General features: G+C 52.2%; 21 protein-coding genes. 11 read left to right on the forward strand and 10 right to left on the reverse strand.

The features are described from left to right. Positions 1–97: 97 nt before the first annotated feature. The 3 genes from nrdA (at position 98) to yfaE (ending at position 4,293) form a co-directional block, all read left to right on the forward strand. Positions 98–2,377, forward strand: a complete 2,280-nt coding sequence (gene nrdA, locus ACT53G_RS01170) for a class 1a ribonucleoside-diphosphate reductase subunit alpha (RefSeq protein ID WP_275356989.1) — start codon at positions 98–100, stop codon at positions 2,375–2,377. A gap of 209 nt (positions 2,378–2,586) precedes the next feature. Further along, the gene (nrdB, locus tag ACT53G_RS01175; RefSeq protein ID WP_275356988.1) at positions 2,587–3,720 is read left to right on the forward strand and encodes a class Ia ribonucleoside-diphosphate reductase subunit beta; all 1,134 of its coding nucleotides are present in this window, start codon (positions 2,587–2,589) and stop codon (positions 3,718–3,720) included. 162 nt (positions 3,721–3,882) lie between these two features. Then, positions 3,883–4,293 carry a class I ribonucleotide reductase maintenance protein YfaE gene (gene yfaE, locus ACT53G_RS01180; RefSeq protein ID WP_194747197.1) on the forward strand — a complete coding sequence of 137 codons (411 nt, stop codon included), beginning with the start codon at positions 3,883–3,885 and terminating at the stop codon, positions 4,291–4,293. A 113-nt stretch (positions 4,294–4,406) separates the two neighbouring features. On the opposite strand, the gene ACT53G_RS01185 is transcribed toward yfaE, so the two are convergent. Continuing rightward, a complete protein-coding gene (locus ACT53G_RS01185) occupies positions 4,407–4,634 on the reverse strand; it encodes a hypothetical protein (RefSeq protein ID WP_228518658.1) in 228 nt (75 codons plus the stop codon). 468 nt (positions 4,635–5,102) lie between these two features. Between ACT53G_RS01185 and ACT53G_RS01190 the strand changes: the two genes are divergently transcribed. The 4 genes from ACT53G_RS01190 (at position 5,103) to ACT53G_RS01205 (ending at position 8,379) form a co-directional block, all read left to right on the forward strand. Continuing rightward, positions 5,103–5,390: a helix-turn-helix domain-containing protein gene (locus ACT53G_RS01190; RefSeq protein ID WP_275356985.1), complete on the forward strand. Its 288-nt coding sequence runs from the start codon at positions 5,103–5,105 to the stop codon at positions 5,388–5,390. A gap of 197 nt (positions 5,391–5,587) precedes the next feature. Further along, entirely contained in the window at positions 5,588–5,830 is a 243-nt protein-coding gene (locus tag ACT53G_RS01195) for a type II toxin-antitoxin system Phd/YefM family antitoxin (RefSeq protein WP_194747195.1), read from the forward strand. A 1-nt stretch (position 5,831) separates the two neighbouring features. After that, on the forward strand, positions 5,832–6,218 hold the full coding sequence (locus ACT53G_RS01200; RefSeq protein WP_476168470.1) for a type II toxin-antitoxin system VapC family toxin: 387 nt from the start codon (positions 5,832–5,834) through the stop codon (positions 6,216–6,218). A gap of 256 nt (positions 6,219–6,474) precedes the next feature. Continuing rightward, positions 6,475–8,379 (forward strand): M48 family metallopeptidase, encoded by a 1,905-nt coding sequence (locus ACT53G_RS01205; RefSeq protein ID WP_476168471.1) that lies wholly within the window; start codon positions 6,475–6,477, stop codon positions 8,377–8,379. Positions 8,380–8,558: 179 nt separating this feature from the next. Here ACT53G_RS01205 and ACT53G_RS01210 read toward each other — a convergent pair whose 3' ends face one another. The 4 genes from ACT53G_RS01210 to ACT53G_RS01225 form a co-directional block, all read right to left on the reverse strand. After that, positions 8,559–9,320, reverse strand: coding sequence for a hypothetical protein (locus ACT53G_RS01210; protein ID WP_476168472.1), 762 nt, complete (start codon positions 9,318–9,320; stop codon positions 8,559–8,561). A gap of 196 nt (positions 9,321–9,516) precedes the next feature. Then, positions 9,517–9,771, reverse strand: coding sequence for a toxin-antitoxin system HicB family antitoxin (locus ACT53G_RS01215; RefSeq protein ID WP_476168473.1), 255 nt, complete (start codon positions 9,769–9,771; stop codon positions 9,517–9,519). Beyond that, the gene (locus ACT53G_RS01220) at positions 9,768–10,187 is read right to left on the reverse strand and encodes a putative toxin-antitoxin system toxin component, PIN family (RefSeq protein ID WP_476168474.1); all 420 of its coding nucleotides are present in this window, start codon (positions 10,185–10,187) and stop codon (positions 9,768–9,770) included. The genes ACT53G_RS01215 and ACT53G_RS01220 overlap by 4 nt, the downstream gene beginning before the upstream one ends. 170 nt (positions 10,188–10,357) lie before the next feature. Beyond that, a complete protein-coding gene (locus ACT53G_RS01225) occupies positions 10,358–12,943 on the reverse strand; it encodes a bifunctional diguanylate cyclase/phosphodiesterase (protein WP_476168475.1) in 2,586 nt (861 codons plus the stop codon). A 288-nt stretch (positions 12,944–13,231) separates the two neighbouring features. On the opposite strand from ACT53G_RS01225, the gene ACT53G_RS01230 reads away from it, so the two are divergent. From ACT53G_RS01230 to ACT53G_RS01245, 4 genes are all read left to right on the forward strand, one after another. Then, the gene (locus tag ACT53G_RS01230; RefSeq protein ID WP_476168476.1) at positions 13,232–15,430 is read left to right on the forward strand and encodes an OsmC domain/YcaO domain-containing protein; all 2,199 of its coding nucleotides are present in this window, start codon (positions 13,232–13,234) and stop codon (positions 15,428–15,430) included. 36 nt (positions 15,431–15,466) lie between these two features. After that, a complete protein-coding gene (gene rlmF / locus ACT53G_RS01235) occupies positions 15,467–16,387 on the forward strand; it encodes a 23S rRNA (adenine(1618)-N(6))-methyltransferase RlmF (RefSeq protein WP_476168477.1) in 921 nt (306 codons plus the stop codon). Between the two features lie 219 nt (positions 16,388–16,606). Further along, positions 16,607–18,091: a DEAD/DEAH box helicase gene (locus ACT53G_RS01240; protein ID WP_476168478.1), complete on the forward strand. Its 1,485-nt coding sequence runs from the start codon at positions 16,607–16,609 to the stop codon at positions 18,089–18,091. Beyond that, complete coding sequence (locus ACT53G_RS01245) at positions 18,091–18,543, forward strand: YaiI/YqxD family protein (protein WP_476168479.1); 453 nt, start codon at positions 18,091–18,093, stop codon at positions 18,541–18,543. The genes ACT53G_RS01240 and ACT53G_RS01245 overlap by 1 nt, the downstream gene beginning before the upstream one ends. 9 nt (positions 18,544–18,552) lie before the next feature. On the opposite strand, the gene ACT53G_RS01250 is transcribed toward ACT53G_RS01245, so the two are convergent. The 5 genes from ACT53G_RS01250 to ACT53G_RS01270 all read right to left on the reverse strand — a co-directional run bounded on the left by ACT53G_RS01250 (position 18,553) and on the right by ACT53G_RS01270 (position 23,204). Next, on the reverse strand, positions 18,553–19,476 hold the full coding sequence (locus tag ACT53G_RS01250; RefSeq protein ID WP_476168480.1) for a matrixin family metalloprotease: 924 nt from the start codon (positions 19,474–19,476) through the stop codon (positions 18,553–18,555). Positions 19,477–19,645: 169 nt separating this feature from the next. Continuing rightward, a complete protein-coding gene (gene nadD / locus ACT53G_RS01255; protein WP_476168481.1) occupies positions 19,646–20,296 on the reverse strand; it encodes a nicotinate-nucleotide adenylyltransferase in 651 nt (216 codons plus the stop codon). A gap of 66 nt (positions 20,297–20,362) precedes the next feature. Further along, positions 20,363–21,619, reverse strand: coding sequence for a glutamate-5-semialdehyde dehydrogenase (locus ACT53G_RS01260; protein WP_476155239.1), 1,257 nt, complete (start codon positions 21,617–21,619; stop codon positions 20,363–20,365). Between the two features lie 23 nt (positions 21,620–21,642). After that, the gene (holA, locus tag ACT53G_RS01265; protein WP_476155237.1) at positions 21,643–22,686 is read right to left on the reverse strand and encodes a DNA polymerase III subunit delta; all 1,044 of its coding nucleotides are present in this window, start codon (positions 22,684–22,686) and stop codon (positions 21,643–21,645) included. A gap of 2 nt (positions 22,687–22,688) precedes the next feature. Continuing rightward, positions 22,689–23,204 (reverse strand): LPS-assembly lipoprotein LptE, encoded by a 516-nt coding sequence (locus ACT53G_RS01270; RefSeq protein WP_275356968.1) that lies wholly within the window; start codon positions 23,202–23,204, stop codon positions 22,689–22,691. Positions 23,205–23,227: the final 23 nt, after the last annotated feature.

Genomic DNA, 23,227 nt, shown 5'->3' on the forward strand with positions numbered 1-23,227 from the left:
TTTTCTTGAATAGCTCGGCAACGGGCACGCTTTTGCCAGAAAAAATGCGCCCGCAGCCAGTGCCGTGTCCCTTCCGCCGCCAGCACTGGGAGCCACCATGACACAATACGAATCCATGCAAGCCACGAAGCGTGATGGCCGCAAGGAACCGATTAACCTCGACAAGATTCATCGCGTCATTGATTGGGCCGCACAAGGGCTTAACAATGTGTCTGTGTCTCAGGTGGAGCTCCGTTCACATATCCAGTTTTATGATGGCATCCGCACGGATGATATCCATGAGACCATCATCAAGTCCGCCGCTGACTTGATCTCGGAAGAAACCCCGGATTATCAGTACCTGGCCGCGCGCCTGAATATTTTTCACCTGCGCAAAATTGCTTATGGCCAGTTTGAGCCACCGCATTTGTTTGACCATGTGACCAACCTGACCGCGCTGGGCAAATACGATCCGCACCTGCTCAAGGATTACAGCCGCGAAGAGTTTGATACGCTGAATGGCTATCTGGACCACTGGCGCGACATGAATTTCTCTTATGCCGCCGTGAAGCAGCTTGAGGGCAAATACCTGGTACAAAACCGCGTCACCAAAAAGATCTACGAGAGCCCGCAGTTCCTTTACATTCTGGTGGCGATGAGCTTATTTGCTAACTACAAGGGCCAGGCGCGTCTCGATTACATCAAGCGTTTTTATGATGCGGTGTCTACCTTCAAGATCTCGCTACCAACGCCGATTATGTCTGGCGTGCGGACGCCGACACGCCAGTTCAGCTCTTGCGTGCTGATTGAGTGTGACGACAGTCTGGACAGCATCAACGCGACTTCCAGCGCGATTGTGAAGTATGTGTCGCAGCGCGCCGGTATCGGCGTCAACGCGGGCCGTATCCGTGCGCTGGGCAGTGAAATCCGTGGTGGTGAAGCACAGCACACCGGCTGCCTGCCGTTCTATAAACTGTTCCAGTCTGCGGTCAAATCCTGCTCACAGGGCGGGGTACGCGGTGGGGCGGCGACGTTGTTCTATCCGTTATGGCACCTTGAGGTTGAATCCCTGCTGGTACTCAAAAACAACCGCGGTGTGGAAGAAAACCGCGTGCGCCACCTCGACTACGGCGTGCAGATCAACCGCCTCATGTACCAGCGCCTGATCAAAGGTGAACAGATCACCTTGTTTTCGCCGCATGATGTGCCCGGCCTGTATGACGCGTTTTTTGCCGACCAGGATACCTTTGAGCGCCTGTACACCCAATACGAAGCCGATGACAGCATCCGCAAGCGCAGCTTGCCTGCCGTAGACTTGTTCTCGCTCATGATGCAAGAGCGCGCCGGTACCGGCCGTATCTACATCCAGAACGTGGACCATTGCAACACACATAGCCCGTTTGATCCGGCCGTTGCGCCGGTGCGCCAGTCCAACCTGTGTATGGAAATCGCACTGCCGACCAAGCCACTCAATGACATCAACGACACCGAAGGCGAAATTGCGCTGTGTACCTTGTCTGCATTTAACCTGGGCGCGCTGGAATCCCTGGACGAGCTCGAAGGCCTGGCCGACCTCGTGGTTCGTGCATTAGATGCCTTGCTCGAATACCAGGATTACCCAGTCAAAGCCGCGCTCAACGCCACCAATAAGCGCCGTTCATTGGGCGTGGGCGTGATCAACTACGCTTATTATTTGGCCAAAAACGGCACCAGCTATACCGATGACGCCGCACTGGGCCTGACCCACCGTACCTTTGAGGCGATTCAGTACTATCTGTTGAAAGCCTCGGTGCAACTGTCTCGCGAGTTTGGCGCGTGTGGTGCGTTTAATGAGACCACTTATGCCAAAGGCATTTTGCCGATTGATACCTACAAAAAAGACCTGGATGCCGTGTGCAACGAGCCGCTGCGTCTGGATTGGGAAAGCCTGCGCAAGGAAATCCAGAAAGATGGCTTGCGCAATTCCACGCTGACGGCGCTGATGCCTTCCGAGACTTCCAGCCAGATTGCCAATGCCACCAACGGCATTGAGCCACCGCGTGGCCTGGTCTCGGTCAAGCAATCCAAAGACGGCATCTTGCGCCAAGTGGTGCCTGAGATTGACCGCCTGCGTAACCAGTACCAGTTATTGTGGCGCATCCCCAGCAATGACGGCTACCTCAAGCTGGTGGGCGTGATGCAGAAGTTTGTCGATCAATCGATCTCAGCTAACACCAACTACGACCCAACCCGTTTTGAAGGCGGCCGTGTGCCAATGAAGCAACTGCTGAAAGATCTGCTGCAAGCTTACAAACTTGGCGTTAAAACGCTGTACTACCACAACACCCGCGATGGTGCGAGCGAGGGCGGTACGGAAGCCGAGGATGATGGATGTGCCAGCGGCGCCTGCAAAATTTAAATAAGCATTGACTCAGTGGCTGCGCGGGCAAATTGCTGCGTTGTGCGGTGCGCGAAATCCTCTTGTACTCTCGTGTACATTCCGGTTTTTGTGCTCCGTACGCCTTGCACTTTATCCCGCTCGCTCACTGATTCAACGCTTATTGCAGTGGGGTAATAAGTACAATTTAAAAACAGTTTGAGCATTAAACTTAAACATTAGGAACACAGATGGCCTACAGCATCTTCACCAAAACCGATAACGATCAACTCAAAGAACCTATGTTCTTTGGGCAGCCCGTCAATGTGGCGCGCTACGACCAGCAGAAATATCCGGTATTCGAGAAGCTGATCGAGAAGCAACTCTCCTTCTTCTGGCGCCCGGAAGAGGTTGACGTGTCGCAAGACCGTTCCGATTACCAGAATCTGCCCGAGCACGAAAAGCATATTTTTATCAGCAACCTCAAGTATCAGACCTTGCTGGATTCGATTCAGGGCCGTAGCCCCAACGTCGCTTTGCTGCCACTGGTGTCTCTGCCTGAGCTGGAAACCTGGATTGAAACCTGGGCGTTTTCCGAGACCATACACTCGCGTTCCTACACCCACATCATCCGCAATATCGTCAATGATCCGTCGGTGATGTTTGATGACATCGTGCGCAATGAAAACATCACGGCACGCGCTTCGGATATTGCGCATTATTACGATGAGCTGATTCAGCAAACCATGCTGTACTCGCAGCTGGGCGAGGGTAATCATGTCATCAATGGCGAGACCAAAGTGGTCAACAAGCGCGCGCTCAAAAAACTGCTGTACCGTTGCCTGATGAACGTGAATATTCTCGAAGCGATCCGCTTTTACGTCAGCTTTGCCTGCTCGTTTGCCTTTGCCGAGCGCAAGGTGATGGAAGGCAACGCCAAGATCATCCGCCTGATTGCGCGTGATGAGGCCTTGCACCTCACCGGCACACAGCACATGCTCAACATCATGCGTTCTGGCCAGGATGACGCCGAGTTTGCCGAGATTGCCGCAGAACTGCATACCGAGTGCTTCGAGATGTTTAAATCCGCCGCCGAGCAGGAAAAGCTGTGGGCCGAGTACCTGTTTAAAGATGGCTCCATGATCGGCCTCAATAAAGACATTCTTTGCCAGTACGTGGAATACATCACCAATACCCGCATGGCTTCAGTCGGCTTGCCTCCGGCATTCCCCAATGCCAAAAACAACCCGATTCCATGGATCAACACCTGGCTGTCTTCAGACACCGTACAAGTGGCCCCTCAAGAGGTAGAATTAAGTTCTTACTTGATCGGGCAGATTGATTCAGAAGTCTCGGCTGACGATCTCAACGACTTTGAGTTGTAATTTAAATGGCTGCGCGGGCAAATTACGGCGTTGTGCGGTGCGCGAAACCCTCATGTGCTCTCGTGTACATTGCGGTTTCTGTGCTCCATAAGCCGTGCACTTTGATCACGCGCGCTCATTAATTGATTGTTTCGCTATTGATTTTAACAAGTCATTTTTAAAATGATCAGCATACGCAGCCAGCATACCCGCTTCAGCCTGATCCCGCATGAAACCTTGCTGGAAGGCCTGGAGCGCACCGGGCACGAGGTCGAGTACCAATGCCGCGGGGGCTATTGTGGTGCCTGCCGCGTGCGTCTGCTTGATGGTGAGGTCGAATACCTGGAACAGCCGCTCGCATTTATTGCCAGTGACGAAATCCTGCCCTGTTGCTGTGTCCCCAAATCGGATATCCGCCTCGATTGTGAGCTGCGGCCAGAGCTGCAAGTGTTCCAGGCACAAGAAGAGCTGTTCCCAGCCCAAGGCTCACTGTTTGATGATGACTTGCCCACGCTGGATAGCCGCGTCAAAAAGCTGGCCAGAAGACGCATCCCCAGGCCGGTTTCTACTGCCAGCAACTTGTCCTTGTTTTAAGTTTCAGGGCTTACCGTTTTAAATGGCATCAATAATAAAAAAGGCGCGAATCTTTATCGCGCCTTTTTTATGGTTTGCCTGAAATAGCTTCTGATGGGAAATCAGCTCATGCACTAGCCCGCGGCACGCGGTGCCGGTCGCACCCATTGCATTTTGAGGTTGGGCGCACGTGTATCTAGGTCCGCGACCAGCTTGCAACTCAAAATCTCGCAGCGCCAATACATCTGGCGAATTTTCTCATCCGCTTCGGCACGGGATTTGCCGTACACCTGCAGATTCTCTACCAACACCCCATTGGCGCTACGTATGGAGTACAAATATTTTCCAGATCTTTTAGCCATAATCGAATTTACCCACCCCGGGAACAATGCGTTGTAAAACATCGTAATTCTTTTAGTTATAAACACCATATCAGAGTTTTTTACTGATGTATACACCGCTAAGCGGTAGATAAGTGATTCAATTCAATACTTTAAGGGGCTATTTGCATAAAACACCTAAAATTTAGTGGCTAAGTTGAACTTTATCGCTCGAAGATTGCGCGCCTATCCCAATAGATAATGCTATATATTCACAATGGCTAACAAATTGGTATCGCCTGTTTTCGACGGCTTCTTTTTATACCATTTAAGGGTATAGTTGATGCTCGCTATTGTTGAGACCAGTGTCATTATCAAGTATGCAGAAATGTTATGTAGGGAAGAAGGGCGCGTTGAGTTTGCCAATTGGCTTGCTGATCGTGTATGCAAAAGCCAAATTTGACAATCTCCCCAGTGACTTCTTGAGTGCTTTAAAACAGGAGTTCATCAATGACTAAAGTTGATCAAGAGATGGCGCAATTCAAGGCAGACTTGCTGGCATCAGTCAAAGAGCTTAAAGCTGGCAAGGTCGCGCGTAGCACGCAGGTAGATGTTTCCTTTGTGGTTTCAGCACGCAACCAGGTGGGGTTGTCGCAAAGCGAGTTTGCTCAATTGTTGGGGGTATCCGTGCGCACTTTGCAAGCCTGGGAGCAGGGGCGGATTAAACCTTCAGGTGCGGCGCAAACCTTGATGCGCATTGCGCATAAACATCCAGAAGTGCTGTTAGAGGTGCGTTGAGATCGCCTCAACTATTTGTGCAAACTCAAGTTGATCGTTATAGAGAAGTTCAGTGAGTATCTGTTCACGTATTGTATGCTTAGCCACATGACGCCCCATAACAGCTCATAAAAAGCTGTGCTTGAGTCCGAAAGTCTTTACTCCAATCTCCCTTCTGTTTAAACTAAACTAACTAAACTTAGTTTAAGTTGGACATCATGCAAATTATCAATATTCACGAGGCAAAAACACAACTCTCTAAACTGGTGGATCAGGCTGTCAATGGGGAGTCTTTCATTATTGCCAAAGCGGGTAAGCCGCTGGTAAAAGTCACCCGGTTAGAGGCGACTGAGCCGCCCGCAATCAAGCGTATTGGCTTTATGCAAGGTCAAATCCAGGTGCCTGCCGATTTTGACGAGATGGGCAAAGCCGAAATTTCAACCCTGTTTGGCCTCGAGTAAGATGAAGCTGTTACTCGATACCCATATTTTGCTTTGGGCAGCGGCGGGGGCAGAGCAGCTGCCAAGCAAAGCAAAAGCCCTCATTGAAGATACAGGCAATCAACTCTACTTCAGCAGCGCCAGTCTGTGGGAAATCGCCATCAAAAACACCCTGGGCCGGGCGGACTTTAAAGTGGACTTGGCCGTATTGCGGCGTAACTTGCTGGAGAACGGTTTTGAGGAGATCGCGATCAATAGCAGCCATGCCATGAGCGTCGCCACCTTGCCAGAGGTGCATAAAGACCCTTTTGATCGCATGTTGCTTGCGCAGACGCAGGTCGAAGGGGTGACGTTAATGACGGCAGATCGCCAGCTCGGCGGCTACCCGGTCGCCTTAATCATGGTGTAGCGGCCTATTGTTAGGCTGCACTCAGCAGCGTGATACCCATCTGCTGAGTGCAAGGCTGATGCTGTTGTGGCGTGCATTAAAAAATCCTTTTAAAAAATAGCTCATCATTTACAATCATTAAAAAAATAGCGCGCCAGAATGTTTGATCCACCGTGATTAAACGCATACAACAAACCTAGGCGTGCAACGATTTCCTCATCTTGATTCGACCGTGACTGGACTGGTTTTGGCTTTGGTGTAAAGGGGTAGGTAGCGCATGCGTGAAACATCTTTAGAGAACCTGATTACGCGGTCCGAAAGGCTGGCCGAGCAAAATTACAGTACCTATTTTGTCCGCGTCATTCTCGTGAGCCTGCTAGGCTTTTTGATTCTGGGATTTGCCATCTTGATGGCCTTGATCCCGTTGGCCTTACTCATCGGCTTGGTCGCGCTGACGTTTGTTGCTGGTGGTGCAGTGCTACTCATCTTGCTTAAGCTGGGCAAATTGCTGATTTTGATGATCTTGCCTGCCTTCTTGATGCTTAAAGCTTCCTTCAAAGTCTTGTTCAGCCGCTTTGATAAGCCAGTGGGCACCGAGCTCACGCCCGCCCAAGCGCCTGCGCTGTGGCAAAAAATCAAGTCACTCGAAACCGCGCTCGCAGGCCCCAAAATCAGCCATGTATTGCTCACTCACGATATCAATGCGGCGATTATTCAATATCCGCGCTTTGGCCTGTTTGGCTGGGAAACCAATTACCTGATGCTGGGCCTGCCGCTGTTGCAAGGCCTCACCGAAGGCGAGGCAATGGCGGTCATCGCGCATGAGTATGGGCACCTTTCTGGCGATCATAGCCGATGGTCCGGTTTTATTTACCGCTTGCGCTCCACCTGGGCGCGCCTGCACGACATGGCCAGTGGCTGGCGTGACTGGGGCTCGCGCTATGTAGCCAAAATGTTTGGCTGGTACGCGCCTTATTTCAACGCCTACAGCTTTGTATTGGCGCGCAAAAACGAATATCAGGCCGACCATGTCTCGGTCAAAATTGCCGGGGTAGAAAACACCGCCAGCGCCTTGTTGCGCGTGCACGTGCTCTACCAGCTCGAAAAAGAATGCCTGCATGCCCAAATCCAGCAACGCGTCGCTACTGAGCCCACGCCCATGCAAGACAAAAGCGCCGTTTGGCAATCTATCGTCAACCAAACGCTAGAACCAGACACCCTGCATCGTTACATAGACCTCGCCTACACCTACGAGACCAACCATCTCGACACGCATCCCGCCATCAAAGATCGCCTGAAAGCCATAGGTGTAGAGCTTGAGACCCTGAAAACCCTGCCACGCGCAGACAACAGCACCTCCGCCGCCGATGCTTGGCTAGGCGCCGAGCTGCCACACTTCACCCACAAGCTCGATCAAGAATGGCAGTCCAGCATCGAGCAAAACTGGAGCGCACGCCATCAGGATATCCAGGCACAAACCGCTACCTTGAAAGAGCTGCTCGCCAAAGAAACGCTGACTGCAGACGAGCAATGGCAAGTCATCGCCATTAAAGAAGACCTGACGCCAGACGAGCCGCAACGCGCCGCCATTGAAGCCTTTGTGCAGCAATACCCTGAGCATTTGCAAGGCCGCTATAGAGTAGGGGTGTACAAACTCCTCGACGACGATGAAACTGGCATTGACGATTTAGAGTACGTGATGGCGCAAGACGAATCCGCCATCCTCGCCGCCTGCGAGCAAGCCTACCATTACTACGCCGCCAAAAACCCTCCACGCGCCGATGAATACCTGCAACGCTACCAAGCCCGCGCCAACAAGTTGCAAGCCATCCACCAGGAGCTCTCCACCTTAACCCCAGCCGCCACCCTGGCAAAACACGACCTCGACGACGCCACCGTGCAACAAATCAGGGCCGTCATCGCCAGTGACGCTAAAGATATTAAAAGGGTCTATTTACTCAAGCGCGTGTTAGATGCCGACAACACCAAGGGCGACTATCTACTCGCCTTTGAAATGCCCACCTTTTCACTTACCGACCCCTCGAAAAAAGTCATCGAGCGCTTGGTCAGCAAAGAATTTCCAATTCATTTGTTTATTGTTTCGCTCAAGTCTGGCGCGTTTAAGCCATTTAAGAAAAGAATTAAAAAGTTGGGTGTGGAGCCGGTATATGAAAAACGTTAATTTTCTCGGCTACGAAGGGTTTAGATTTATGAAGTATTTCTTGTAAATCATGGATTTCATTTTACTCAGACCCTAATTATCTTTAATTTGTTGGTTTCTTTGAGAAGATTAAAAGAGGAAAAACAAGGGGAAGAAAACTTTAATTGTGATACTACACAAGGTGATGAGGGAGTAAGCGATTACCAAAATCGCCACCAAGGTTTAGTTTTATCAGTCTGAGCTTCAGTGATTAACAATCTTTGTCCATTAACATGGACGTTCAGAAGAGCTTGAGCAGCCGATAGTAGTTCAATGTCTAAACTGTTCCAAATATTACCTTTCTCTGCTGGAATAACTATCATGCATGGTCCACCAGGGTCATCAGATAATTCAATCAGTTTAGATTCTTTATCATGATTCGGGTTTCCAAATGTCATGTAGCCTGCTGCTCTTTCCAAGTGCTCCTGCCAAGATTTATCACGAGTTTGATCAAAATGGACACCGCCATGTTTGTTAGCTACAAAACTAATGATTTGCTCTGCACTAAATGAATTACCCTCAAAATATATTCGTTTGGAGCCCAGATATTTCCCGGGTGTAAATTTTTTGATTTCAGTTTGAACTGAAATGGTTGGACATCCAGTGAAGTTAGCTGAAGATGCATAAATTGAACGTACCTCAATTCCTCCAAGGATGATGCCTCCTGCTAGGAAGAATTTAATTTCTGGTGTACTAGTTAGCTCTGCAAATACAGCGCTTGTGTCATACGCTGGGAGCTCAAAGTTTAGTTCTAACTCATGACCTAATTGATTTAGATTGCCATCAATTAACCATTTGCGAACAATTGCTGAGCCTACAGAACGTACATGACGGGGAGGCAATGGGCCTGCCTGAATAAGCAGGTCATGAAGTGTTGTTAAGTCTTCTTCTAAATGTTTTTTTAGCTTATTAGTTTCGCTCATTTCAGAGGCACTCAACGATTAAAATTTACTAAATTTATAAAGTTACTTGTCGTATAGGTGGTGAGCTGGTCGACTTTGGATCATTAAAATTACTTACTTCGGGTGGATGCATTTGATGATGTGATTCATGCATGCGGGAGGCAGAGGAGTCAAGAGCGCCCTGAGCTGGTCTTTTGTTTCAACTCAATTAAAAAATTCACTCTTCACCAATCACATCGCCTTTAATTGGCGCTTGACCACCTGATCTATTCATAATGGCATCAAATTTTTCATAGTCTGCTTGTTGTTGCCGCATGCTAAAAAACTCGGCGGTTTCTAATGCGCTGATTTTTTCTGCCACTGCCATGGCGACAAATTGGTTAATGCTGGTGCCATCACGTTTGCTGGCTGCGTCTACCGCATCTTTGAGTGATTGTGGTAAACGTAAGGGGTATGTGGATGCTTTGCTCATTTAAAACTCCTTAAAAACTCTGATGGCAATAGTAGCTGTATGCCAAATCTTTGTGGTGTTAAGCCAAAGTGCTTTTGATTAAAACTGATCAATGCTTTTGCGCCACCATTGACTGCTGCTTCTAGTACCATTTCGTCTGCAGGATCACGTAATTGTGGGCGCCATAAATAATGTGTTTTTACCGGGCTGATAATACTTGCCAAGGTGTTGATGAAAATCTCAGCTTCTTGTGCCGATAAACCAGCCGCTTGGTAATGTATGGGCAGCGTGCATTTGGCCTCGTATTCCATAAAGAGTGAGACGCTAGCCATCAGTGTCAGTTCGCCACGCCTTGCTCTACGAATGATTTCGGCAGAGGCCCCAGATGGGCTGCGCATGCCTGCAATAATGACATCAGTGTCTAGCACAATTTTCATTTTTTCATGATATCACCGGCGATGTTGCTTTGAAAGTGTGGCATTTTAAGATGAGTGTTATAAAGCTAAATTAATCAGCAGCTTGCCATTTATCCTTAGGCGGAAAAGTCGTTGTTAGAATTGACCTCCTTAGCTTGGTCAACGCAACGCTACGCTATTAAGATTCTGGATTAGGCCGTCATGCCTATTCGAGCAAGTATCTCTGGTATGTATTCTGCGGCGACCGGGCGGCTAAACAGATATCCCTGTATTTCGTCGCAATGACTGTCGGTGAGAAAAGCCAGTTGCTGCTCAGTCTCTACCCCTTCTGCAATCACCGTGAGTTGCAAAATGTGCCCAAGTTGGATGATCGCACGGACAATTTCTGCACTGTCCTGGTCTTTGTGAAGGTCACGGATGAAGGATTTATCAATTTTGAGTTTGTCGACGGACAGTCGTTTAAGATAAGACAGGCTGGAGTAGCCGGTGCCGAAGTCATCAATGGCTAGTTTGACCCCGATGTGTTTTAGCGTGTGCAGGGTGCTGATGACGGATTCTGTGTCCTGAATCAGGATAGATTCTGTCAGTTCGAGCTCCAGGCATTGCGGGGGCAGGCCGAAATCATTTAGCGCAGAACTGATGGTTTCTACAATATTGCCATGCCGGAACTGGTGTGAGGATAAGTTGACCGCCACCACCAGCTGGGTTTGCCCTTGCTTGTGCCATGCGGCCAGTTGCCGGCAGGCTTCCCGCAGCACCCACTGACCCATCTGGATAATCAGCCCGCTTTGTTCTGCGATGGGAATGAACTCGCTTGGCGGGAGCATCTGTCCATCGGCGTTTTGCCAGCGGATTAAGGCTTCAATCCCACTGATGCGGCCATCAGATAGGCGTATTTGTGGCTGGTAGTGCAGTAAAAACTCATTATTTTTAAGTGCTGTGTGCAGGTCTGTTTGAATACGCATGCGCTTTTGCGCATCGGCATTCATCTGTGTGACAAAAAAGCGGTAGGTATTGCGGCCACAATCTTTTGCCAGATACAAGGCGGCATCGGCGTTTTTGCGTAGGGTTTCAAAGTCTTTGCCATCGTTTGGGTAGAGGCTGATGCCAATGCTGAAAGACGCATGCAATGTATTACCGCTGACCTCAAACGGCTCTTGCATGGCGTTAAGAATTTGCTGTGCGGTTTGAGTCACGATATCGGACGCCTGGGCATTGTTGATCAACAGCACAAATTCGTCACCGCCTTCGCGGCTGAGCATGCAAGCCTCTGACAGCATACGTTCGAGGCGCCTGACCACCTCTTTTAGCAGCGCATCGCCTATGGCATGACCAAAGCTGTCGTTAATCTCTTTGAAGTTATCCATATCAAGAAACAGCATGGCGAGGCCGTATTCGCGCTTGTTGGCTTGATGGATAAACTGTTCAAAACGCTTGCGCAATAACAGGCGGTTAGGGAGGCCGGTCAGTGGGTCATGGTGGGCCAGATATTCCAGTTTTGTTTCTGCGTCCCGATGTTCGGCACGGATACGCAGGGACTGAATGCCAAACGCCAGGTCATTGGCGAGTTCATCGAGCAGGGTGACTTCTTCAGCAGAAAATGCATAGGTGCGGGAGGCGTAGATCGTGATCACGCCTATGGTCTGTTTTGCCACTTTGAGTGGCAAGGCGATGCATGAAAGCAGGCCTTCCAGGCTGGCGAGGTCGCCCAAATTACTCAAGCGGGCTGCATTGGGATAGTCCTGGATAATCTCTACACGCTCGCTTTGAAAGGCTTTCACGGCCAGGCTGATTTCCGGGGTTTGCTGCTCAAGCGCAATCGTCTTCGTCAGCTTTTGACCGGCCATTGCGGCAATGCGCAGGGGTTGGTAGGTGCCATAGTTGGGATAACCCACCCAGGCCAGTGGATAGCCCCCAGAGTCAATCACCAACTGGCAAATATCGTTGAGCAGGTGTTGTTCGTTTTCTGCATGAATGAGCATCTGGTTACAGCTACTCAACAAACGCAGTGAACGATTGAGTGTCAGCATTGCTTTTTCGGACTGCTTTTGCTGGGTGATATCACGCAAGATGCAAAGCACCCCCGAGACCTCGCCGATGGCATCTTTTTCCTGAACAAGACGAAGCTCTATGACGCGGTCATGCGGCCAGTGGCTCTCAATGGTACAAGCTGTTTCTTGCTCTAGGGTTTGCAAAATCGCGTGGTGAATTTTATTGCGTTCTGCTGGCGTGGCAATCTGATCAGATTCAAGCAGGGTCTTACCCAGCAGCGTGGATTCCTCTATGCCAAACAATGCTGTGAGAGAAGGGCTGACGTAGCTGTATCTGGCATGCTGGTCAAAGCGGGTAATATGGTCGGGATGGTTTTCAATCAGTGCGCGTAAACGTTTTTCACTTAACTTGAGTGCCGTGATGTCATGCGCAATCGCAAGGGCGCCCACCACGTTGTTATCACTATCCAGCTCGGGGACGGCATGAATTCTGAGCACCTTGGTGTGGACATTCGGACCATCAGGCAGCCGGTCTAGAAAAAAATCAAACTCGATATCCGTGCCTGTTTCTATGACGCCGCGGATTTTTTCTTGGTAGTGTTGTAAAGCGACGGAGGAGGGTCTGAGCGAGCTGGGTGTTTTGCCTTGAAGATCTTTAGCAGGTTCACCAATCAGTTTTATTGCGGCTGGATTGAGATAAGTGCGTTTGCAATCACGATCATAATGGATGACAGGTTCATGCAAATAATCAGTCAGCATGATGAATTTTCTGTCATCAGCAGCCATGGTTGTAACCCCTGAAAAATGTAGTTTTATTCGTTAAAGAATAGCACACAAACTTAATTGTTTTGACTTCACTTTACGAGACGCGAGTGCTGACCGTTTTACAGGCCTGCACACTTGCTTCAAGCATCTGGACTCAGTGTTTCAACGGCGGGGCTAGCAAAGTTTCACTCTCTATTCGACTTGAGTTTGTAGCCAAGTAAGCAATCAGCGTTGCTGCTAAATTAGGTCGCCTGAATGTTGTGAGGGATAATAGCGGTTTTCGCTCAAACGTCATTTTCGGAATCCCCCATGGAAGTTAAAGTCAATTTTCTCGATAAGCTCCGCCTTGAAGCCAAGTTTGATGACTTCACGGTGATTGCCGATCAGCCTATCCGCTACAAGGGCGATGGCTCGGCGCCGGGGCCGTTTGATTACTTTTTGGCTTCGTCTGCGCTGTGTGCGGCGTATTTTGTGAAGCTGTATTGCAGCACCCGCAATATTCCGACTGAGAATATCCGCTTGTCGCACAACAATATTGTGGACCCAGAAGACCGCTATAAGCAGATTTTCAAGATTCAGATTGAGTTGCCTGCGGATATCTCTGAAAAAGACCGCATTGGCATTTTGCGCTCGATTGACCGCTGCACGGTGAAAAAAGTAGTGCAGACCGGGCCTGAGTTTGTGATTGAAGAAGTGGCAAGCCTGGATGCCGATGCGCAGGCCTTGCTGACGGTGAACCCGGCGGCGGAGACGCAGACGTATATCATCGGCAAGGATTTACCGCTGGAGCAAACCATAGCCAATATGACGGGCTTGCTGGCGAGCCTGGGTATCAAGATCGAGATCGCTTCCTGGCGCAATATTGTGCCTAACGTGTGGTCGCTGCATATCCGCGATGCGCATTCGCCCATGTGCTTTACCAACGGCAAAGGCGCGACCAAGGAAAGCGCACTGGCCTCGGCGCTGGGTGAGTATATTGAGCGGCTGAGTAACAACCATTTTTATGCTGGGTCTTACTGGGGCGAAGATATTGCCAATGCAGACTTTGTGCATTACCCGAACGAGCGCTGGTTTAAGCCAGGGCGCAAAGATGCGTTGCCGAAAGAGATTCTGGATGACTACACGCGGGCCATTTACAACCCGGATGGCGAGTTGCGTGGCTCGCATTTAATTGACACCAACTCTGGCAATCGTGAACGCGGCATTTGCGCGCTGCCGTTTGTGCGGCAATCGGATGGCGAGGTGGTGTATTTTCCGTCTAACCTGATTGAAAACCTGTACGCCAGTAATGGCATGAGCGCGGGCAATACGCTAGCCGAGGCGCAGGTGCAATGCTTGTCCGAGATTTTTGAGCGGGCCGTGAAGCGCGAGATTATTGAAAGTGAAATGGCGTTGCCGGATGTGCCGCCAGCGGTGCTGGCCAAGTATCCCGGCATTGTGGCGGGCATTGAGGGACTGGAGGCGCAGGGTTTTCCGGTGCTGGTGAAAGATGCGTCGTTAGGCGGACAATATCCGGTGATGTGCGTGACGCTGATGAACCCGCGCACCGGCGGCGTGTTTGCCTCGTTTGGCGCGCACCCAAAACTGGAAGTCGCGCTCGAGCGCAGCCTGACCGAGTTGCTGCAAGGCCGCAGTTTTGAAGGCCTCAACGACTTGCCGCAGCCGACCTTTGTCAGCGAGGCGGTGACCGAGCCGAATAACTTTGTTGAGCATTTTATTGACTCTAGCGGTGTGGTGTCGTGGCGCTTTTTCAGTGCCAAATCGGACTACGAGTTTGTCGAGTGGGACTTTTCTGGCAAGGGCGACAATGCCAACGCTGAAGAGGCCGCGACCTTATTCGGCATTTTGGCCGAAATGGGTAAAGAGGCCTATGTGGCGGTATATGACCAGCTGGGCGCGACGGCATGCCGCATCTTGGTGCCTGATTATTCCGAGGTGTATCCGGTGGAAGACCTGGTGTGGGATAACACCAATAAAGCGTTGTTGTTCCGCGAAGATATCCTGAACCTGCATCAGCTGGACGATGACCGCCTGCAGGCTTTGCTGGAGCGGCTGGAGAATAACGAGCTAGATGACTACAGCGATATTGCGACCTTGATCGGCATCCAGTTTGACGAGAACACGGTATGGGGGCAGCTCACGGTACTGGAGCTTAAGCTACTCATCAACCTGGCTTTGCAGCAGTTTGAGGAGGCGCAGGATCTGGTGGGGGCGTTTTTGCAGTATAACGACAACACGCTGGAGCGCGGCTTGTTTTACCAGGCGCTGAATGCCGTGCTCGAAGTGACGCTTGATGATGAGCTGCAGCTGGCTGATTATGAGCCGAACTTCCGTCGCATGTTTGGCGACGCGCGCATGGATGCGGTGCTGTGCGCTGTCGATGGCAGTGTGCGCTTTTATGGCCTGACACCGACCAATCTGCAGCTGGATGGGTTGGACAGACACCATAGACTGCTGGACAGTTACCGGAAGTTGCATGCCGCACGCGCCAAGGCTGCGGCCGCTTAGGCGCGCTGCCCAAGTGCAATTGGCGAATACTTAGGCATGAAGCCCGTCAGTTCTTCATCTACATTGCATCCTCGCAATCTGCACCGCGAGGGCTATGACTTTGCGCTGCTGGTGCAGGCGCATCCGGCCCTGGCGCCCTATGTGCGCCCGAATGCCTATGGCGATGACTCGATAGACTTTTCTCATCCGCAGGCAGTGAAAACCTTAAACCAGGCCTTGCTCAAGCAGTATTATGGCGTGGCGGTGTGGGATATTCCCAAGCATTACTTATGTCCGCCTATCCCTGGCCGGGCGGATTATGTGCATTACCTGGCGGATTTATTGGCCGAGTCTGGTCATACGCAATCGGTGCGTTTGCTCGATATCGGCACCGGCGCCAATCTGGTCTATCCGCTGATTGCGGCCCAGGCTTATGGCTGGGAGTGCTTGGGCGTGGATATTGACGCCAAGGCCTTGCGCAATGCACAGCAGCTGATTGAAGCCAATGGCTTGCAGCCACTGATTTCTGTGCGCCAGCAGCCAAATATGGCGGCGATTTTTAAAGGCGTGATCTTGCCGGGCGAACAATGGACGCTGACCATGTGTAACCCGCCTTTTCATGCCTCGGCGGCCGAGGCGCAGGCGGGCACACAGCGTAAATGGCGCGGGCTGGGCAAGCGGCCGCCACAGGCACTGAATTTTGGTGGGCAAGCCAATGAGTTGGTGTATGAGGGCGGCGAGGCAGCGTTTTTAACCACCATGATTCACGAGAGCAGGCATTTTGCCCAACAGTGTGTATGGTTTACCACGCTGGTCTCCAAAGCCAGCAACCTACCGCTGGTGATGCGTGAACTCAAAAAAGCGCGGGCAGTGAGGGTAAAAGTGGTGGAGATGGCGCAAGGCCAGAAACAAAGCCGCTTTGTGGCGTGGACGTTTCAGACGATCACCACGCAAAAAAGTCCGTCATCCGTGGCTTGATTGGATGCAGACATTTTTAAATACAGTGTTTGCGTAAATAGCGGGTATAATGTAACCACCCTGTGAACTACCAATCCTCACAGCGGCCTTGTCATAAATCATCGATATAATCCTCGTTTGTCCAGATTGGTGTTGCTGCGGCAACAGACCAACGCCCAATAATTTGTTGCATGCTTGTCGTTTGTGATGGGCGATGCACACTATTAAAGTTGAATAACCTTGTCACAAGAAAATACCCCTGCAAACACCACGTTTGCTGATTTGAATTTGTGCGCGCCTGTGTTGCGCGCGATTGCCGATGCCGGCTATACCTCACCGACGCCGATTCAGGCGCAGGCGATTCCTTATGTATTGCGCGGTGGCGATTTACTGGCCGGTGCGCAAACCGGGACAGGCAAAACCGCTGGCTTTACCTTGCCGATTTTGCATCGCTTGTCTGAAACCCCGTTAAAACAAACCGCCGCAGGCAAGCCGCGTTGTCTGATTCTGTCGCCAACGCGCGAGCTGGCGGCGCAGATCGGCGAGTCAGTGACCACTTACGGTAAATATCTGCCGCTGAAAAGCATGGTGGTGTTTGGCGGGGTGGGCATTAACCCGCAAATCAGCCGCTTGAAAAAACCACTCGATATCATGGTAGCAACGCCGGGTCGCTTGCTCGACCTCACCAACCAGAAGGCGCTGGATTTGTCTGGCATTGAAATTCTGGTGCTGGATGAAGCCGATCGCATGCTGGATATGGGCTTTATTCACGACATTAAAAAAGTGCTGGCCTTGCTGCCCAAGCAGCGGCAAAACCTGCTGTTCTCGGCGACGTTTTCCGATGAAATCAAACAGCTGGCAGACAATCTGCTGAATAACCCGGATCTGGTGGAAGTGGCGCGGCGGAACACCTCAAACGCGCTGATTGAGCAAAGCGTGCATATGGTGCCGCAGTCGCACAAGCGTGAGATGGTGAGCTTTTTGATCAAGCAACATCAGTGGGAGCAAGTGCTGGTGTTTACACGCACCAAACATGGCGCGAACCGGCTGGCGGAGAAGCTGGTAAAAGACGGCATCCCGGCGATGGCGATTCATGGCAACAAGAGTCAGAATGCCCGCACGGCGGCGCTGGCCGAGTTTAAAGCCGGGGGAATCACCGCGCTGGTGGCGACCGATATTGCTGCACGTGGCCTGGATATTGACCAGCTGCCGCAAGTGGTGAATTTTGAGCTGCCTAACGTGCCCGAAGACTATGTGCACCGCATCGGCCGGACTGGTCGTGCTGGTGCCACTGGGGCGGCGGTGTCGCTGGTGGATAGGGAGGAACTCAAATTGTTGAAAGACATTGAGAAGCTGATCAAGCGCGAGATCCCCAAGCTGCCAGTAGAGGGCTTTGTCGCCCCCGAAAAAAACAGTGAAGAGCCGGATCGGCCATCACGGACTCAGCCACGCGGTCAACGGCCTGCGCCTAAATCGGGCCAGGCGCCACGTGACGCATCGCGTAGTCAGAAACCAGGCCAACCCAGACAACATCAGCCGAAACCAGGCCAAGCCAACGCTGCCCCAAGCAACCCGCGCAACGCTGGACAGCACGCTGGCCAGAAAAAACCGGCGAATGCGTCTGGACATCCTGCTGGCCAGCAAAAATCTGCGCGTCAGCCTGGGGGCCACAAACCACAAGGCGGCGCGTTATTTAGCGCCAGACCGGTGCCTAAAGCCGGTTAATGCGGATTTGGGTGGATGCCGATGCCTGCCCGGGCGTGATCAAGGATATTTTGTTTCGGGCGGCGGAGCGTAGTCAGGTCATGACTACCTTTGTCGCCAACAAAGTTCTCTATGTGCCGCCCTCAGCCTATTTGCGCGCCATGCAAGTGGCCAAGGGCTTTGATGTGGCAGATAACGAGATCGTGGCAATGCTGGAAGCGGGCGACTTGGTGATTACGGCAGATATTCCGCTGGCGGCGCAAGTGATTGAAAAGCAAGGCCATGCGCTGAATCCACGCGGCGAGTTTTATTCGGCAGAAAATATCCGCGAGCGACTGGCTATGCGCGACTTTATGGAATCGCTGCGCGCCAGCGGGGTGGAAACGCAGGGGCCCAATGCCATGCAGGCGTCTGACCGCCACGCGTTCGCGCGGCAACTGGATCAGTTTTTGGCGCGCAAACGCATGGCTTAACTAGCCTTGCTAAGCGTATGCGTTGATTACCGTTTGACGTCTGCTGCCAAGGTTGCGTCTATATAGCAGGCCAAGCAACAGGCCGCCCGCCAACAGATTCAGGCTAATGCTGGATTCAGGCACCGGTGTTACGACCGACCAACCGATAGCTGCCATGCCTGCATAATCCAGATCGGTAAAATATTTGCGTGTGCCCGGGGTAATGTCTGGGTCCATCACCGTCTCCTGCAGTGTTCCGCCAACCGTGCTCATGGTGCCGGGCGCCCAGTGAGCACGGTCATTGCTGAGGGCGACGGTCCCGGTTTCGCTACTGTTAAAATTGCTGCCGTTGACCTGTGCTTCAAAGGAGGGGGCCAGGCCAAAGCCAAGCACGTGGGCAATTTCGTGTACGGCCACCGTGTAAAAATCAAATTGGGTATTGGTCAAACCTGCCTGATCCTGGCCAAAATACCATGAGGTTGAACTGTTGAAGCTGATCATGCCACCCCAGGTGGCAAAGTCGGTGGCACTGTTACCCGTGGTGTTAGTCTGGCCACGGTCGACGGCGTTGGCGCAAAAACTGCCTAGCCCACTACATGAATAGCCGCCGGACCCGCCTGCGCCAATGGTGAAGCCACCAAGATTATCGCTACCCACATATATTTTGATCACATTTGCTGCCACACTCAGATTGGAGAGCGTTTGCGTCTGGTTAATATCCGAGGGGTCAAGAATCAGACCCTGGAAGTTGTTGATGCCGCCTGAATTAATGGCGCTTAGTGAGTCGGTAATGCGGGTTTCAAACACCGAGGCAGCCGCATTGAGGGTTTGAATGTTGGTGCTATTAAAGAAGCCGCTGGTATCGTAACTAAAGTCAAATTGGATATCAATATTGGCAAATGCGGACGGGGATGCCACGAGTAGGGCAGTAAGAGACCAGGTTAACAATTTCATCGCAGACGTATCCTCTTGATAGGTAATTTAGAGTTGTTTTAACCGCAGTATAGCGATTTTATGTCTGCTGTTGAGCATACTGCCGTGTCTGGGCTAAAAATAGCCATGATGCTCCCTGCGTTTAGGGCAAAATGCGACAGCATGCCACCCGATGGGGACTGCAAGAGGCTTAAGCCGACTGATATAGATGGTGCTGCTGGATATACTGGAGCACAGATGCAGGCAACTGGTCTGTCAAATTCTGGCCTGGATGCGCCAGTGCTGCACGGATGCCGGTCGAGGAAATCGCCGGCGGGCTCTCGGGCAAATAGCCGATGAAGCCATGCGTGGCTGAAGAGCATTGGCTGCTAAACGCTGCGCCAGCGAGGAATCTTTGTGTGTGTTCTGCATGCAAAACCAGCTCGGTTCCCAAGTCTGCACGGTGCACAACCAAGAGATGGCAATACTCCAGCAGCTCCTGCCAGCGGTGCCAGGTCGGCAATTGCTGGTAGCTATCCTGGCCCATGAGCAGGCAGAGGGATTGCTCGGGGAAACGCTGGCGGAGCAGGTGTAACGTCTCTATGGTATAAGAGGGGCCCTGGCGATCCAGTTCACAGCTGTCGAGCACGTATTGCGGATGCGCCTGAATGGCAAGCTTGACCATGGCAGCACGGTGTTGCGCCGTAACCGCCGGGGCAGTCTTGTGCGGAGGCAACGCGGCAGGCACAAAGCGGATTTGCGTACAGTGCAGCGTGTCCAGCACGGTCTGTGCGAGCGCCAGATGCCCGTTGTGAATGGGGTTAAAGGTGCCGCCGAAAATGCCTATGCATTCCATCTTCATGACTCTTTGGGTAGATTATGGCGTTGCGCATCTAGCATTGCACAAGCCAAACGCCTGCCAGCGTGATTAAGCGCGGACGTGGCCGTCACCCAAAACGACATATTTGAGGGAGGTTAAGCCTTCCAGACCGACCGGGCCACGCGCATGCAGTTTGTCGGTAGAAATACCGATTTCTGCACCAAAGCCATATTCAAAGCCATCGGCAAAGCGGGTAGAGGCATTGACCATCACACTGCTGGAGTCCACTTCACGCAAAAACTGGCGTGCCTTGGTGTAGTTTTCGGTCACAATCGCCTCGGTGTGCTGGCTGGAATACTTGTTGATATGCGCAATCGCTTCATCCACGCCACTGACCACCTTGCAAGAGATAATCGCGGCCAGATATTCGGTGTAATAGTCTTCTTCAGTCGCCGCCTTTGCCTGTGGCACGATGGCACGCGTTTCGTCGCAACCACGGATTTCCACGCCTTTGCCTAGCAGCATCTCGGCCAGTTGAGGCAGGGCAGTGTTGGCGATGCTGCGTGCGACCAGCAGTGACTCTGCCGTGTTGCAGGTGCCCAGACGCTGGGTTTTGGCGTTTTCGAGGATACGCACGGCTTTGGCCAGGTCAGCTTCGTCATCGACATACACATGGCAGTTACCATCCAAGTGTTTGATCACAGGGATGCGGGCATCGTTGCTGATGCGCTCGATCAGGCCTTTGCCGCCGCGTGGCACGATCACATCCACATATTGCTTCATGGTGATGAGTTCACCGACGGCAGCGCGGTCAGTGGTCTCGACCACGAGCACGGCCGCTTGTGGCAAGCCTGCTTGTTGCAGGCCCTGATGCACGAGTTTGGCCAGCGCCTGGTTGCAATGAATGGCCTCGGAGCCGCCGCGCAGAATGCAGGCGTTGCCGGATTTGATACACAAACCCGCCGCATCGACCGTCACGTTAGGACGGGCCTCGTAAATAATGCCGATCACGCCCAGCGGTACACGCATCTGGCCGATCTGGATGCCGGAAGGACGGTATTTGAAATTGCTCATTTCGCCAATCGGGTCTGGCAGGCTGGCAATTTGCTCCAGGCCTTCTGCCATGGTTGCCACCGATTTCTCGCTTAATGTCAGGCGGTCCAGCATGGCGGCTTCCATGCCATTGGCTTGGGCGGCTTGCAGGTCTTGCTGGTTGGCGGCGAGCAGGGCTTTTTCGTGCTGACGGATCAGGGCGGCAATATTGCGCAGCGCCTGGTTCTTGGTGTTGGTGTCAGCTTTTGCCATCAAGCGGGAGGCGGCGCGTGCCTGCTCCCCCAGTTGTTTCATATAGTGTTGAATGTCCATAATCGCTATTCTAACTGAAAACCTTAACGAGACCTGCCTGCCGCAGCTCTGGCCGTCTTGTTGGCTGCCATGCGCGCAATGCCTGTACATAGCCTTGACAGCTCCAGCCAGGCATCGCCATCGCCCACGCCTTTTGCCATGCGGTCTATGTCAGACAGTTTTTGCAAAGCAGCTTCGATATGTTTTTGCGGTAAAAATTCCAGCGCGCGCCTGACTAATTGCTGGCGGTCACCAAATAGCCTGGCTTGACTCAGCGCGGCTTGCATGGCGATGCCTTGTTGCATGGCCAGCCTGACTTGCAACAATGGGCGGAACAGCCAAATCAGCGGATTCATGACCGCCACCGCGGTTTCGCCTTCTTCGCGCAGGCCTTCCAGCATGCGCATCACGCGTTGCGGATCGCCTTGCAACATGGCTTCCCCCAGTTGCGAGACATCAAAGCGGGCCACATTAAGCACGCATTGGCGGATGGCGTCTTCACTGAGCGGGCCGGGTGGGTAGAGCAAGCCCAGTTTTTGGATTTCCTGATGGGCGGCCAGTAGATTGCCTTCGACCTGCTCGGCAATAAAGCGGCGCGAGGCTTCATCTGCAGTTTGCTGTTGCATGGCCAGTCGCTGCGCAATCCACTCCGGTAGTTGTGCCAGTGGCACCTGATTCAGTACCAGCAGCACCCCATGTTGCGACAGGGCTTCATACCAGGCGCTGCTGGTCATGTCACGGTCTGGGGCGGGCAGGGTGAGGATGATGGTGGTATCAGCCGCAGGCTGTTCTGCCAGTTGCTGCAAGGCTTTGGCGCCTTCCACGCCGGGCTTGCCGGTGGGGAGGTTGATTTCAAGAATCCGTTGCTCGGCAAACAGCGAAAAGCTCTGCAGAAACTGGCTGACTTGTGCCCAGTTGAAGTAGCGCTCCACTGTAAAACTGGCACGCTCTTGCGCGCCATGTTGGCGTGCGGCGGCGCGGATCTGGTCTATGGCCTCGGTGATGGAGAGGGGCTCATCGCCCGCCAGCACGAACAAATGCTGTTTGGGAGGCAAATATTGCGTAAGTTGCGCCGCCTGAATGCGCATGGCTATTCGGCTTTTTTAAGGGCAGACAGTCGTCGCATGATGCCGTTGAGCACGTCTAACTGCATGCTGTCACTGAGCATTTTTTGCTCGGCCTGCTTGGCCAGCAAGTTGGCGTCGTTATAGGTATAGTCACGACGGCCTTCCATGATCAACGGCAGTGCCCAAGTTGGCTCACCGGTGACTTTGGTACGGTATTGCACGCGGTAGTACAGCTCGTATTCTCGCACCACCCCGGTCCCGCTCAGAGACAGAATACGTTGTTCGTTTTCTTCTTTGAGCAGTTCCAGCTGTAGTTCAGCTTCTTCTGCGTCGGTCACAACCTTGACACCCTGTTCTACCAAGGCCTTTTTGAGCGCAATGTTGATTTGCGTAGAGCCCTTGATGAAAATGGTTTTAAAGGCAATCGGTGACGGTTGGCGCAGGTGAAACCCGCAAGCAGACAAGAGCGCCGTCAGCACGGCGATGCTGCACCACAGGGTGATCGCGTGAATCCAGCGGGTAGGGGTTGTCTGCTGCACAATGCGCTCCTCGAAAGAAAGGG

The organism is Methylophilus sp. DMC18 (assembly GCF_056314005.1).